15 protein-coding genes are annotated in these 13,386 nt (G+C 64.1%); 10 read left to right on the forward strand and 5 right to left on the reverse strand.

Annotated elements, in window-relative coordinates:
* Window positions 1-85 precede the first annotated feature (85 nt).
* A complete protein-coding gene (locus AWB65_RS02915; RefSeq protein ID WP_087665720.1) occupies window positions 86-1,309 on the forward strand; it encodes a YbfB/YjiJ family MFS transporter in 1,224 nt (407 codons plus the stop codon).
* 342 nt (window positions 1,310-1,651) lie between these two features.
* Window positions 1,652-2,854 (forward strand): TonB family protein, encoded by a 1,203-nt coding sequence (locus AWB65_RS02920; RefSeq protein WP_159907511.1) that lies wholly within the window; start codon window positions 1,652-1,654, stop codon window positions 2,852-2,854.
* 43 nt (window positions 2,855-2,897) lie between these two features.
* Here AWB65_RS02920 and AWB65_RS02925 read toward each other — a convergent pair whose 3' ends face one another.
* A complete protein-coding gene (locus tag AWB65_RS02925) occupies window positions 2,898-3,191 on the reverse strand; it encodes a GYD domain-containing protein (protein ID WP_087654490.1) in 294 nt (97 codons plus the stop codon).
* Between the two features lie 258 nt (window positions 3,192-3,449).
* On the opposite strand from AWB65_RS02925, the gene AWB65_RS02930 reads away from it, so the two are divergent.
* The 4 genes from AWB65_RS02930 to AWB65_RS36815 all read left to right on the forward strand — a co-directional run bounded on the left by AWB65_RS02930 (window position 3,450) and on the right by AWB65_RS36815 (window position 5,258).
* On the forward strand, window positions 3,450-3,929 hold the full coding sequence (locus AWB65_RS02930; RefSeq protein WP_087665722.1) for an SRPBCC family protein: 480 nt from the start codon (window positions 3,450-3,452) through the stop codon (window positions 3,927-3,929).
* Between the two features lie 76 nt (window positions 3,930-4,005).
* Complete coding sequence (locus AWB65_RS02935) at window positions 4,006-4,335, forward strand: hypothetical protein (RefSeq protein WP_087665723.1); 330 nt, start codon at window positions 4,006-4,008, stop codon at window positions 4,333-4,335.
* A gap of 10 nt (window positions 4,336-4,345) precedes the next feature.
* Window positions 4,346-4,726 (forward strand): VOC family protein, encoded by a 381-nt coding sequence (locus tag AWB65_RS02940; protein WP_087665724.1) that lies wholly within the window; start codon window positions 4,346-4,348, stop codon window positions 4,724-4,726.
* A gap of 280 nt (window positions 4,727-5,006) precedes the next feature.
* Window positions 5,007-5,258, forward strand: coding sequence for a hypothetical protein (locus tag AWB65_RS36815; RefSeq protein ID WP_087654486.1), 252 nt, complete (start codon window positions 5,007-5,009; stop codon window positions 5,256-5,258).
* Between the two features lies 1 nt (window position 5,259).
* Here AWB65_RS36815 and AWB65_RS02955 read toward each other — a convergent pair whose 3' ends face one another.
* The 4 genes from AWB65_RS02955 to AWB65_RS02970 all read right to left on the reverse strand — a co-directional run bounded on the left by AWB65_RS02955 (window position 5,260) and on the right by AWB65_RS02970 (window position 8,914).
* Window positions 5,260-5,856, reverse strand: coding sequence for a J domain-containing protein (locus AWB65_RS02955; protein ID WP_087665726.1), 597 nt, complete (start codon window positions 5,854-5,856; stop codon window positions 5,260-5,262).
* 69 nt (window positions 5,857-5,925) lie between these two features.
* Entirely contained in the window at window positions 5,926-6,225 is a 300-nt protein-coding gene (locus tag AWB65_RS02960; RefSeq protein WP_087665727.1) for a hypothetical protein, read from the reverse strand.
* Complete coding sequence (treA, locus tag AWB65_RS02965) at window positions 6,222-7,784, reverse strand: alpha,alpha-trehalase TreA (protein WP_235007501.1); 1,563 nt, start codon at window positions 7,782-7,784, stop codon at window positions 6,222-6,224. Before treA ends, AWB65_RS02960 begins: the two co-directional genes overlap by 4 nt.
* A gap of 233 nt (window positions 7,785-8,017) precedes the next feature.
* Window positions 8,018-8,914, reverse strand: a complete 897-nt coding sequence (locus AWB65_RS02970) for a helix-turn-helix domain-containing protein (protein ID WP_087665729.1) — start codon at window positions 8,912-8,914, stop codon at window positions 8,018-8,020.
* 104 nt (window positions 8,915-9,018) lie between these two features.
* Between AWB65_RS02970 and AWB65_RS02975 the strand changes: the two genes are divergently transcribed.
* The 4 genes from AWB65_RS02975 to AWB65_RS02990 are packed head-to-tail and all read left to right on the forward strand — an operon-like array spanning window position 9,019 to window position 13,371.
* Complete coding sequence (locus tag AWB65_RS02975) at window positions 9,019-9,843, forward strand: SDR family NAD(P)-dependent oxidoreductase (RefSeq protein ID WP_087665730.1); 825 nt, start codon at window positions 9,019-9,021, stop codon at window positions 9,841-9,843.
* A gap of 40 nt (window positions 9,844-9,883) precedes the next feature.
* Window positions 9,884-11,626 carry an FAD-dependent oxidoreductase gene (locus AWB65_RS02980; protein WP_087665731.1) on the forward strand — a complete coding sequence of 581 codons (1,743 nt, stop codon included), beginning with the start codon at window positions 9,884-9,886 and terminating at the stop codon, window positions 11,624-11,626.
* Entirely contained in the window at window positions 11,623-11,961 is a 339-nt protein-coding gene (locus AWB65_RS02985) for an NIPSNAP family protein (RefSeq protein WP_087654480.1), read from the forward strand. Before AWB65_RS02980 ends, AWB65_RS02985 begins: the two co-directional genes overlap by 4 nt.
* A gap of 48 nt (window positions 11,962-12,009) precedes the next feature.
* Window positions 12,010-13,371 carry an MFS transporter gene (locus tag AWB65_RS02990; protein WP_087665732.1) on the forward strand — a complete coding sequence of 454 codons (1,362 nt, stop codon included), beginning with the start codon at window positions 12,010-12,012 and terminating at the stop codon, window positions 13,369-13,371.
* Window positions 13,372-13,386: the final 15 nt, after the last annotated feature.

Genomic DNA, 13,386 nt, shown 5'->3' on the forward strand with positions numbered 1-13,386 from the left:
CTTACCGGCGGCGAAGGCTCGCGATACCATACGCCGATGCTCCGCTGCACGATGCGGCGGAGCGCCACCGCCGCTCAATAAAACGATGACGGACGACACAGGAACGGGGACACCATCGCTTACCCGCGCGCAGACGCTCACGCTCGCGGCAAGTCTATCCTTAGGCAGCGCGATCGCGCTGGGCCTGACGCGCTTCGCGTACGCGTTGCTCCTTCCCTCGATGAAGGCCGATCTCGGCTGGACCTTCGCCCAGGCGGGCGCGATGAATACAGCGAACGCGCTCGGGTATCTGCTCGGCGCGCTCGTGTTTCCGCTGTGCGCGCGACGCTGGCCGGCGGGAACGTGCTTCGTCGCGGGATGCGTGGTGACTGCGCTCGTGATGGCGGTGAGCGGCGTGATCTCCGATACGAGTGCGTTGCTTGCACAGCGCGTCGCGACCGGGGTCAGCAGCGCGTTCATCTTCATCGGCGGAGGTGTACTGGCGGCGCGGCTGGCCTCCTCGCATCCGCGCGATGCCGGGCTCGTGCTCGGCTTGTACTACGGCGGCGCGGGGTGGGGCATCGTGGTGTCGGCGTTGCTCGTGCCTTTCAGCATTGGTGGCGGCGTGCACGGGTGGCAGTGGGCGTGGTTTGCGCTGGCTGCGGCGTGTGCGGTGCTTTCGGTCGTGGCGATTGTCGCTGCGCGGCGGATCGAACGTGGTGGCGCGCAGATGCAGGCGAGTGCAGAACCCGCGCGAGGCGGTGCGGTGGACGCTCCGACGTGGCCGCGTTTCGCCTTTGCGCTCGGCGGGTACTTCTTCTTTGGCGTCGGCTATATCGGCTACATGACGTTCATCATCGCGCTCTTGCGCAACGGCGGGATGAGCGCTTCGGTCGTGACGGCGTTCTATGTGCTGCTCGGACTCGCAACGGTGGTCTCGGCGCGGCTCTGGTCTGGGCTGCTAAACCGCATGCGCGGCGGACAGGCGCTGGCCGTGCTCAACGGACTGCTCGCGTTCGCGACGGTAATGCCGGTGGTGTTCGCGTCGACGATGGTTGCGTTTCTTTCCGGAGCACTTTTCGGGGCGACGTTTTTGTCTGCGGTGGCATCGACCACAGCATTTGTGCGGCACAACTTTCCGCCCGCGCGGTGGGCTCAAGGGATCAGCGCTTTTACGATCGTGTTCGCGTTCGGGCAGATCGTCGGGCCGATGGTCATCGGGTATATCTCCGATGGCGCAGGGCTCGCGCGCGGGCTTCTGTATTCGTCGATATTGCTCGCGGTGGGGGCGGCGCTGGCGGGGGTGCAGAAAGGGTTGGCCGGGCGGTGAGGGGAAGGTAATCAATTCCTCCCAACGAATTAGGAGTTTTCCAGTACAACACGGCAGGTCAAGTCAATAGTCTCTCGGGCATTCCAAAGTCAGCCACGAGAGACATTGCGTGGGCGCATCAATGAAGCATTCCGGCAATGCGCAAGAATCGCGATCAAAAGAAAAAGAATGAAAGCCTCGTCCACGTCGAAAGCAAGTACTCTGGTTGTCCCCGCTGTTTGGTTCGTCGTGCGCGCATCATGCGCTGCGGCTGAGGCGGATACTCTAAAGCCCAACAGCATGCGGGGACAAGCCCACGCGCCCGGCGATGTCTCGCACATGGGATGCCGTATCGAGCCGCCTATGTATCCCGTAACAGAGCGCAAACGCGGCATCGGCGGGACGGTGGTCGTGAAGTTCGTCATTGATACGTCGGGCCGGCCCGATTCCATCACGATCGCCAAGAGCAGCGACAGTTTCGCACTCGACGAGGCAGCTCGAGACGCGGTCGCAAAAAGCGAATGCCGCCCCTATATCGAAGACGGTGTCGTGAAGCGAATAACGACGCAGGTGCCGTTCGTGTTCCAGCCGAACGACTCGGGACCTCCACTCTCGCCGGCACTTTCCGCGTCATCGATGAAAAACAAGATCGATGCGGCGGCGATGCAGAATGCCGGCATTGAACCGGGGTCCGCGAAGGCGGCCACGTTCGCGCGCTGGACGCAACGCGCGGACACCGACCCCGATATCGGCACGCTGCTCGGCGATGGCCCGGATCGTGCCGGCGCCATCATGCTCGATGCCTCACAGCGTGCGACATTCTTTGCGGGAGGCGTGCTGAGTATTTCGCCGGAAGGGCGCAGCATGCTTCTGGCGCTGACATTGAGGATGCGCGACACGACTCCGCCCGATTGCGGCCGAACGAAGACTGCACCGCTCGTGATGGCGGGCAACCTGCCGCTAGCCAAGATGTCCGACGCCGATTTCGCCAGCTATCTCGACATCACGTTCGATATCCTGAAGCAAGCAGCGTTACGCACGGGACCTGCGACCGTCACGGTCGAGCAGCGCGCTCGTGCGGACGAAGCCGTCGCGCAAACGCTGCGAGCACGGACGAAGAAGGAAAGCATTTCGGCGTCATGGGCCGATGCCGTGAAGGGTTCGGCTGAAGCGCAGTGCAAAAACGTCGGCGTCCATGCTCGCGCGCTGCTCGAAACACCGCAGCCGTTTCGCGACTGGTCATTAGTCGCTGAAACGCGCAAGGCGCAGGGCCTGCCGCCATCGGCGATGACGACTGCCGCGTGGGAGGGCTACGCCACCAAGGTTCAAAGGCGCGTGCGGCCGAATATCGTGTGGTCGGGCCCGTCGGCGGGCCGTGAGACATCTATCGCGGTAAGCTGCGCTCCGAATGGCACGGTGCTTTCTACGAGCATCGTGCGCAGCAGTGGCAATGCGGACTGGGATGCGGCTGCCCTGCGGGCGGTGCAACGGTCCAGCCCCATGCCGCTCGATATTGACGGGAAGGCGCCGCCTAAATTCACCATCAGCATGCGCCCCTCGCCATGAGCCACGATCGAACGAGGAGCCCTTTCTTGCGCTCCCCGCACCCTCACCCCAATCCCCCCAAAATCCGCGCCATCTCCTCCTCTCCGAACGCCCGCATCGTCACCGTGCGCACATTGCCCTGCTGCGCGAGCATCAGCCCCATACGCGTGACGGTCTCATCATCAGGTGCATCGACGGTGATCACGAGGTCATACGCACCGAGCGTCCACTTCAAGCTCGAAACGGTAATACCCATCGACTGCGCGGTTTCCGCGAACGCCTTCGCGCGCTTGATCGTGTCCTTCGCCGTGCGCGCACCTTGATCGGTCCAGTTCACCAGCTCGATATACGTAGCCATGCTGCCCTCCTCCTGACAAGCTTGATCCGTGCAACATCGCGTGATGCACGGGCCGCACTGCATTGCGTTCGCCACGTCGACGCGCTCGCGCAAGTCCTGGCTTGCGTCGTACGAATGAAACTCGGCCTACGCGATGAGACGCCAACCGGGCGCCGTCGACGACATGGCGACTTAAAGTATAGGAAGCGCAGTGGCGGGGCGCATCGTGATTTGCGCGCACGATGCACTCGCGAACCCAGGGAGCGAATCGTGCCTGCAATGACCGAATACCGCTTCTCCACCATCTGGTGCATCGACGCGCCGATAGACCGCGTCTGGAACGCCATCCACGATGCAAGAACGTGGCCCGAATGGTGGAAGAACGTCGAGCGCACCGTCGAACTGAGCAAAGGCGATCGCGATGGCATCGGCGCCGTGCATCGCTACGTGTGGAAGGGCGTGCTGCCGTATCGCGTCGTGCTCGACATGCGCGTCACGCGCGTCGAGCCGATGACCACGCTCGAAGGCGAGGCGAGCGGCATGGTCGAAGGCATCGGCCGGTGGCACTTCACGCCGCTCGAAAGCGGCACGCAGGTCCGCTACGACTGGCACGTTCGCACGCGACGCTGGTGGATGAACCTCCTTGCGCCGCTCGCGCGTCCGCTCTTTCGCTGGAATCACGACGCGATCATGCACGAAGGCGGCCTCGCGCTCGCGCGTCGCCTGAACGCGCGGCTCGTTTCGATCGAGCAGCGGTAGTTGGCTTCGCGGCAGCAAGTGGAGTAACGTTGACTCACACGCGTTCGATCCTCACATCACGAAAAAGGAGGCGGCCATGCCCGGCGAACCCGCAGAGTCTCAATGGCACGTGTTTGAATACGAAGGCTTCGAAATCCACGTGCTGCCGCAGATCAAGACGGCGCCCGAGCATGCCCCGCCGCGCACGAGCGAGCGCTTCGTGTATATCGGACACGTCTGCCGGCACGGCGCGAACGCCCGCGCCCCCGGCGAAGCGGTCCATTTTCACGCCGACGGCGACGACGAGTTCAAAACCGCCGCCGATGCCGTCGACGACGCTCGGCACGTCGGACGAAGCATCATCGACGGAACGCATCCGGATCTTTCGGTGCTGCCGCTCGTGTCGGCTCATCACCACCACGGCTGACACCCAAGCGATGAACCCGCTGACCGAACCGAGCTTCGAAAGCCTGAGCGCGATCACGCTTGCCACCCACGACATGCAGCGCGCAGTGCGTTTCTATCAGACGCTCGGCTTCAGGCTGCTGCACGGCGGTGCGCACGAGGCGTTCACGTCGTTCGCGGTGGGCGGGTCGTTCCTCAACATCATCGCGGAGACGCGCGGTCCTATCGAGTGGTGGGGGCGCGTGATCATCTACGTGTCAGACGTGGACGCGCTGTATCGCAACATGCTGGCGGCCGGCATCACGCCCGAATTCGCCCCGCGCGACGCACCCTGGCACGAGCGCTATTTCCACGTCACCGACCCCGACGGACACGAACTCAGCTTCGCGCATCCAATTTCTGACGACGCATAACGCCGGCACGAGTTTCGCTTGAGTCTCCTGTACGGGTAGTGCAAGGCATCGATCGCGATTCATATGACCGATGCCGCACAGACCCGAAACGCGACCGCGTCCATTCTTGAAGCACGCCTGAACCAACTGTTGCTATTTCGCCAAAGCGCACACAGCGGGTTCGATCAGGGCGTAGAGTTAAAGTGCTTTCTGAAGAGTGTGATGCGTCGCGGTAGGCGGTTCCGATCGGCGGAGCGCTGTTCTCCGCCATACCGCAGAACCGGCGAGATGGAGAGTTGAAATGAAAAGCACGAGCGAGCGGTCCCTTCGATACCAGGTCGAGAAATGGCTGTCACCTGGATCGGCCGCACGGGTTCACGTCACCGAATTCAGCCGTACGCGCTCGGGGCACAGGCGTTATGTGCGCGTCGAGACGTCGCAACCGGATGGTCGTCGAGCGCTTTTCTTCTTCCGTCACGACGACGGTTACTGGTGTGTGTTCCCGCCTGCGACCGACCGCGCGAAGATACGCGTCGAAAGGTTGGCCGCCTGATTTAAAACTTCAGGCCGTTGAGAAACTGAAACCACAACGCGCCCAGATGATGCCCATGCGGAGAAGCGGAAGTCTCACCCGCTTCTTTCGACGCAAGAGGCTCCTCCTTCTCTTCCTCCACTTCCGCATCCCTCGCGAGTTCCGCTTGCCGTGACGTGTGCAGCGCGATCGCGCTGTCGGCGATCTGACCGGCGGTCAGCGCATCGCATTGCTGTCCAAGCAGCACCCCGAAAACTACATCGCGGTTGTAGCCTTGCGTCGCAAAACGCATCGCGAGCGCGACACGTTGCGCATATTCAGCCTCTGCCGCCGCGCGAGCCGCAGCTTCGCGCTCCGCTTCCTTGGCAGCTTCCTGCTGCCTGCGCTCTTCGAAGCGACGCATCTCTTCAGCGAAGATCGAATCGTAGACGTGGCGCTGCTCCGGGTCGGAAAGGATCGCGTACGCCTCCTTGATCTCCAGGAACGCGGCGCGCGCGCTGTCTTCGCGGCCGACGTTGCGGTCAGGATGAGACCGCATCGCAGCTTTGCGGTAGGCGCGTTTGATTTCTTCGTCGGTGGCGTGCTCGTGCACGCCCAGCGTTTCGTATAGCGTTGCCATCGTTGCGTCGGACCCATGTTGACATCGCGGGTCATCGTAACACGCGAAAAATGCAGTTCCGCGACAGCCCTAGCGGCCGGTCATGCGTCGCACGCCGTCGATACCGAGCCGATCGAACACAGCGCGTGCCGCGGGCAACTGTCGCCGGATATGCAGCCGGATAGTGACGACCGCGATCACGAACAGCAAGACCGTGGCGGCGAGATATTCGCGGCGGTCGGGCAGCACGCCATAGCGCGTATGGACGAACACGAGCACGATCCACACGACAGCCGGCAAATGCAGCCCCCAGTGACGCTGCGCGAAGTGCCACGCGAGGCGCCGCACGGCGCGCCTCGATGCGCGGTCGAGCCGATCGTCGCTGCTCACTCGCCGCCGCCGTACAGGTCGAGGAATTTGAGCGTCACGCCGTTGGTCCAGCCGAAGCCGTCCTGCAGCGGATATTCGCCGCCGCCTCCGCCGCCCGTTCCCGTGCCTTCCACGATGTACTTCTCGACGAGCTTCTGCTGTTTCGCGTAGACGTTCTTCACATCGGCGAGGAAGCGCGTGCCGATCGGCTGCGCGAGTTCGGCGCGGCCATAGCGCTTGAGCCCCTCGACCGCGATCCAGTGCAGCGGCGCCCAGCCGTTAGGCGCGTCCCACTGCTGCGTCGTGTTGAACGTGGTCGTCGCGAGGCCGCCGGGCTTGAGCAGTTGCGCCTCGATCGTGCGCGCCGTCCGATGCGCGCGCTCGGGCCACGCCGCATTCGCGAAGAGCGGATAGAGCGCCGCCGCCGATACGTTGTCGCGCGGCTTGCCAAGCTGCCAGTCGTAGTCGCCGTAGTAGCCGTTCTTGTTCCAGAGATACTTGTTGATGCCATAGGCGCGCTTCGCCGCGCGTCCGATGTACTCGGCGACGCAGCCGAAGTCGCGCGCCTCGCCGCAGCCGCGCGCGATCGTCGTTTCGAGGTGGAACAAGAGGCTGTTCAGATCGACGGGGATGATCGACGTCGTGCGGATCGACGCGAGCGTCTGGTTGTCGCCGAACCAGCGCGAACTGAAGTCCCAGCCGCTTTCCGCGGCCGCGCGCAGGTCGCGATAGACCTCGTTCGGCGCACGGTTCGGCACGAGCTTCGCCGTGTTGACGTCTTCCAGATACGACTCGTCGCGCGGCGTGTCCGATGCGTCCCAGTAGCGGTTGAGCACCGTGCGGTCCGGCAGCATCACTGAGTTGCGAACGGCGTCGCCGGGCTTGAGCGTTCCTGCGCCCTGCATCCAGTACGCGTGTTCGCGGCGCATTTGCGGCAGGTACTTCTGATAGACACGTCCGCCTTCCTTTTGCGCCGCGAGTTCGACCATGTAGGAAAAGAACGGCGGCTGCGAACGGCTCACGTAATACGTGCGGTTGCCGTTTGGAATGTGGCCGATGGTATCGATCAGATAGGCGAAGTTGTCGAGCATGTTATCGACGAGATCTTCGCGGCCCGCTTCCTGAAGACCCAGCATCGTGAAATAGGTGTCCCAGTAGTAACCCTCGCGAAAACGTCCGCCCGGCACGACGTAGGGCTTCGGCATCGGGATCAGCGAGCTGTTGGGCGGCACGCTCATGCTCATGCGCGTGAGTTTCGGCCAGAGCCAGTCGATGTGCTCGCGCAGCGACTGGTTCGGCGGCGGCGTGATGACCTGATCGACCGGTGGCGTGAACCAGCGCGCGACGAAGTTCTTGAGCGAGAAACCCGGGTTGTTCTTCTGCTGCTCGTATAGCTGGAGGATGGCGGCGGGCTCGGCGTTGGGCGTCGCATCGACGAAGGTCTTCTGGTCGGGATAGATCTGCCCCGTCTGCACGGCGACGAAGAGATCCTTGTAGAGCACGCTCGGTGGCGGCGGTAACGTCTGGCCGACCTGGATGTCGGCATAAGCGGCGCTCGTGGCGGCGCCGATGAGCAGCAGTGCGCCAAGCGCGCGGGCAACGGCCCGCAGATTCACTTGATGATTCGTCGACACGACCATGTCTCCTCCTCTTCCTCGCAAAGGGGTTGATGAACCGGACTGGTCTCGCTCACGTCGACGCCTCGATCGGGCGGTCTGTGCAGCATCGCGCGCAAGCTTCGCACGAGCTCGATGCCCTGCGCAACCATTCGCTTCGGGCACGAGTCCTGCGCCGCTGCGGCGCATCAAAACGCCTACTGGAGCGCAAGCGTCTTGTGTGCCTCGGTCTGGAAGTCGGTCGGCGTGACGCCAGTCTGCTTGCGGAAATAGCGGCTGAAATACGCGATGTCGGAGAAGCCGAGCCCGTGCGCAATCTGCTTGATCGACATGCCTGAATACACGAGATCGCGCTGCGCCTCGCGCACGAGATGCTCGTTGATGATCGCAAGCGGCGAACTCGCCAGTTCCTCGCGACAGATGCGCCCGAGTTGCGCGGCCGTCGTCCCGAGCTTTTCCGCATAGAACTCGACCGGTCGATGCTCGCGGAAATGCGCGGCCACGAGTTCGCGAAAGCGCTTGATCTGCGCGCCGCGCCGCTCGGTCGTGGCGACGGCGGGCGTTCTGTCCGCGCGTTCGCTGAAGCGCGCGACATGCACGAAAAGTGCAATCAGCAGCGACATTCCCGCCGCGATGTGACCGCGATCGCTTGTGCGGAATTCGCGTTCCAGCAAGCCGAAAAGCGACATGAGCGCGCTCTCGTCGACGGCTTGCGCGGTAAGAGGAATGACCGCCGCGCGCTGCAAGACAGGAATCAGGCCGGGCGAAACGACGCTCGATATCGATTCGAGCGAACGCTGCGCCGCCGTGATCACAAGGCCGTCGACGTCTGGCGAAAACACGAAGCCATGCACCGTCTGCGCGGGCAAAAGCACGATACAGGGCGGCTCGATCGCGACCTTCGCGTTCTCGATCACCACCTGTCCGCTGCCGCCGCGAATATATAAAAACTGAAGCAGGGCGTCGTGGCGGTGCGCGTCGATGTGCCAGTCGTTCGGACGGCTGCGCTCGGGAATCCATTCGAAGTTGAACGCGTCGTACCAGGGCGGCCGCGCCGACTCGCCATACAGGCTGTAGTTAGGGATTTTCCTCATGTCGTCGCGCCTCCTCGCGTACAAATTGTCCTGTCGTCTGCGGTCTTTGTCCAATTTTTCGTGTGGCTCCGTCGATAGACTGGCTTTACATCAGGAGACGACACATGACTCAAGAAAACACTCACTGGCTCAACCTCGAATCGCGCGTTTGCGTCGTGACGGGCGCGGCGGGCGGCATCGGACGGGCGATCGGCGAGACGTTCGCGGCAGCCGGTGCGCGGCTCGCGCTGCTCGATCGCGATGAAGCGGGCTGCCACGACGCCGCTCAAGCGCTGCGCGCACGCGGCATTGAAGCGATCGCCATCGTTTGCGACATCAGCGATCCGCTGAGCGTGAACCAAGCGGTCGCGCAAGTGGAGCGCAAGCTCGGCCCCGCCGACGTGCTCGTCAACAACGCGGGCCTCCTGCGCGCGGGCGGCATCGAAGACATCGGACTCGATGCCTGGAATGCGATGCTCGCCGTCAATCTCACCGGTTACATGCTCTGCTCGCAGGCGTTCGCGCGCGGCATGCTCGCGCGCGGCTCGGGCAGCATCGTGCACGTGGCATCGGTGGCGGCGCACCATCCGCAAACCTACAGCGGCGCCTACAGCCCGAGCAAGGCCGCCATCGCGATGCTCTCGCGCCAGATCGCCGCCGAATGGGGCCCGCGCGGCGTGCGCAGCAACACGGTGTGCCCCGGCATGATCCGCACGCCGCTCTCGCAGGCGTTCTACGCGCAAGGCGATGTCGAAGCACGCCGCAGCGCGATGACGGCGAGCCGCCGCATCGGTCGCCCGGACGATATCGCCAACGTCGCAGCGTTCCTCGCGAGCGAGCGCGCCGCGTACGTGAACGGCGCGGAAATCGTGGTCGACGGCGGGCTCGAAAGCATGCTGATGGACCTTGTCCCGCGCCCCGGTTTCGGAGCGCCCGCCAAGGCCGCCTGAGGCTTTTTCAAGCCTTTCAAAAGCTCAAAGGAGTTTCACCATGACTACCGTAACGCGGTCGTCCGATGTCGCTTGCGATCTGCTCGTGATCGGTTCGGGAGCAGGCGGTTTATCGACTGCCGTCACAGCGAAGAAACAGGGGCTCGACGTGATCGTCGTCGAGAAGGAAGCGTTTTTTGGCGGCACGACCGCGTTCTCGGGCGGCGTGCTGTGGATTCCGGGCAACCGGCATGCGAAGGACGCGGGCATCGCCGATGACCACGAAGCCGCGCGCACCTACCTGCTCCACGAAACCGGCGCGCAATACGATGCGGCTGCCGTCGATGCGTTCCTCGATGCCGGCCCGCGGATGGTCGATTTCTTCGAGCGCGAGACCGACGTCAAATTCCTGCCTACGCTCTATCCCGACTATCACCCGGACGCGCCGGGCGGCGTCGATGTAGGCCGGTCGATCGTCGCCGCGCCGTTCGATGCGACCGCGCTCGGCGCCGATCTCGCGCGACTTCGCCCGCCGCTCAAGACGATCACGTTCATCGGCATGATGTTCAACTCGTCGAGCGCGGATCTCAAGCACTTCTTCAACGCGACGAAGTCGGTCGCTTCCGCGTGGTACGTCGCGAAGCGCCTCGCGAGTCATCTCAGGGAACTCGCGCTTTATCGTCGCGGCGTGCAGGTGACGAGCGGCAACGCACTCGCCGCGCGCCTCGCGAAATCCGCGCTCGATCTCGGCATCCCGATTCACACGAATTTCGGCGCGAAGGAACTGATCGTCGAGAAAGGGCGCGTGTGCGGCGCCATCGTAAGCGGCGCGCAAGGCGAGATGCGCATCACGGCGCGCCGTGCGGTGGTGCTCGCATGCGGCGGCTTCTCGCACGATGTCGCGCGCATCACGGCGGCGTATCCGCATCTGCAACGCGGCGGCGAGCACGCTTCGCCGGTGCCTCCCGGCAACACGGGCGACGGCGCGAAGATGGCCGAGCGCGTCGGCGGCCGTGTGTCGATCCGCTATCCGCAGCCTGCCGCGTGGATGCCGGTCTCGCGCGTGCCATTCAAGGACGGCAGGTTCGGCGTGTTCCCGCATCTGCTCGACCGCTACAAGCCGGGGATCATCGGCGTGACGCGCAACGGCCGCCGCTTCACCAACGAAGCGAACTCGTATCACGACGTGGGCGCGGCGATGATCGAAGCGTGCAAGCACGAACGCGAAACGGCGATGTGGCTAGTCTGCGATCACGCGACGATCCGCAAGTACGGCCTCGGCTTCGCGAAGCCCGCACCGTTGCCGCTCGGCGCTCATCTGCGCAGCGGGTATCTCGTGAAGGGCCGCACGCTCGCGGAACTTGCGCGCCACGCAGGAATCGATGCGGCCGCGCTCGAAGCCACCGTGCGCGAGTACAACGCAGGCGCGCAACGCAACGAAGACGCCCAGTTCGGACGCGGCACGACCTCATTCAACCGCTATCTCGGCGATGCATCGCACAAACCGAATCCGTGCGTCGCGCCGATCGGCAATGGCCCGTACTACGCGCTGAAAGTGGTGATGGGCGATCTCGGCACGTTCGACGGCATCGCGACCAACACCGCCGGTCAAGTGCTCAAGGGCGACGATCCGGTGCCCGGCCTCTACGCCGTCGGCAACGACCGCGCCAGCATCATGGGCGGCAACTATCCGGGCGCGGGCATCACGCTCGGGCCGATCATGACCTTCGGCTATCTCACCGCGCTGCATATCGCCGGGAAGGCACAGAAGCAAACGCATGTCGAATTGAGGAGCGCAGCATGAGCACGAAACCCTTCGTCGATCACCGCATCTACACGATCCGTCCGCGCGGCATGGCCGAGTTCATCGACGTGTTCGATCGCCTCGCGATGCCGATCCAGCTCAAGTATCTCGGCGCGCCGGTCGGCTTCTACATGAGTGATATCGGCGCGCTCAATCAGGTGGTGCATTTGTGGGGCTACGAGAGCATCGCCGATTACGACGAACGCCGCACCGCCCGCGATGCCGATCCCGAATGGCCCGCGTATTTGCAGGCATCGGCGCATCTGATCACAGCGCAGGAGAGCCGGATCATCAGGCGCGTGACGTTCAAGAGCCTTTCGGCTGCCGTGCGATAGACGCAGAAGCTATTGCCAGCACACCTCAAACACACGGAGACAACCGACATGAACCCGCTTGCCCGCACGCTCGACGTGCAGACTTTCATCGACGAACAGCGCTTCTCGCCGTATCAATGGACGATTTTGGTGCTGTGCTTTCTGGTCGTCGCGGCCGATGGCTTCGATACCGCCGCCGTCGGTTTCATCGCGCCATCGCTGATTGGCGACTGGGGCGTGAGCCGCGCGGCGCTCGGTCCTGTGATGAGCGCCGCGCTCGTCGGGCTCGGCATCGGCGCGCTTGCGGCGGGGCCTGTCGCGGACCGGCTCGGTCGCAAGACGGTGCTCGTGCTGTCGGTGTTTTTTTTCGGCGCGTGGAGCCTCGCGTCGGCGTATGCGGGATCGATCGAATCGCTGACCGCGCTGCGCTTTCTCACTGGACTCGGTCTCGGCGCCGCGATGCCCAACGCCGTCACGCTGATGTCGGAATATGCCCCGTCGCGCATCCGCTCGGTCGTGGTGAACACGATGTTCTGCGGGTTCTCGGTCGGCCTCTCGATCGGCGGATTGTGCGCGGCGTGGATGATCCCGCACTTTGGCTGGCCGAGCGTGCTGGTTGCAGGCGGCGTCGGGCCGCTCGTTTTGAGCGTGCTGCTCGTCTTGCTGCTGCCGGAGTCGGCGCAATTCATGGTGGTGCGAAGGCGCGCCGGGGATCGCATTGCGCGGGTTCTGCGCCGTATCGCCGCTGATCCGCGCCTTGCGAACTGCGCATTCACCGCCGCCGATCCGCGCGACAGCGTAGCCGATAAATCCGCGCTGTCGCTGGTCGTGTCGCGGCCCTACCGGTTCGGCACGGCGATGCTGTGGCTCGCGTATTTCATGGGCCTGATGATCTTCTACCTGCTCACAAATTGGCTGCCGACGCTCTTCAAGGACGCCGGCTTCAGCGCCGAACGCGCGGCGCTCACGACGTCGCTCTTTCCGCTCGGCGGCATCCTCGGCAACCTGTGTCTCGGCTGGATCATGGACCGCTTCAACGCGCGGCGCGTCAATGCGTGCGCTTACGTGCTCGCAGCGGCGCTCGTGCTGACCATCGGACGCGGTATCGGCGATCAGGTGTGGTTGAGCGTGCTGATCTTCCTCACCGGGACGGCGGTCACGAGCGCCGTTACCTCGATGTCCGCGCTCGCCGCCGCGTTCTATCCGACGCGCAGCCGTGCGACCGGCGTCGCGTGGATGCTCGGAATCGGACGGATGGGCGCGGTGGCCGGTGCGATGACGGGCGGCTTGATGATGAGCATGGGCTTGCAGTTCGGCGCGGTGTTCACGTTTCTCGCCGTACCCGCGTTGGTCGCTGCGTTCGCTTTGGGCGCTTTGAGCCGGCATGGCGCGGTTGCGCAGTCTGCAACAACTGTGATCGCTGCTGAGTAAAAAAAGAAGCCGGTC

The sequence above is a fragment of the Caballeronia humi genome, from assembly GCF_001544475.1.
In the GTDB taxonomy this organism is placed as follows: Bacteria; Pseudomonadota; Gammaproteobacteria; order Burkholderiales; family Burkholderiaceae; genus Caballeronia; species Caballeronia humi.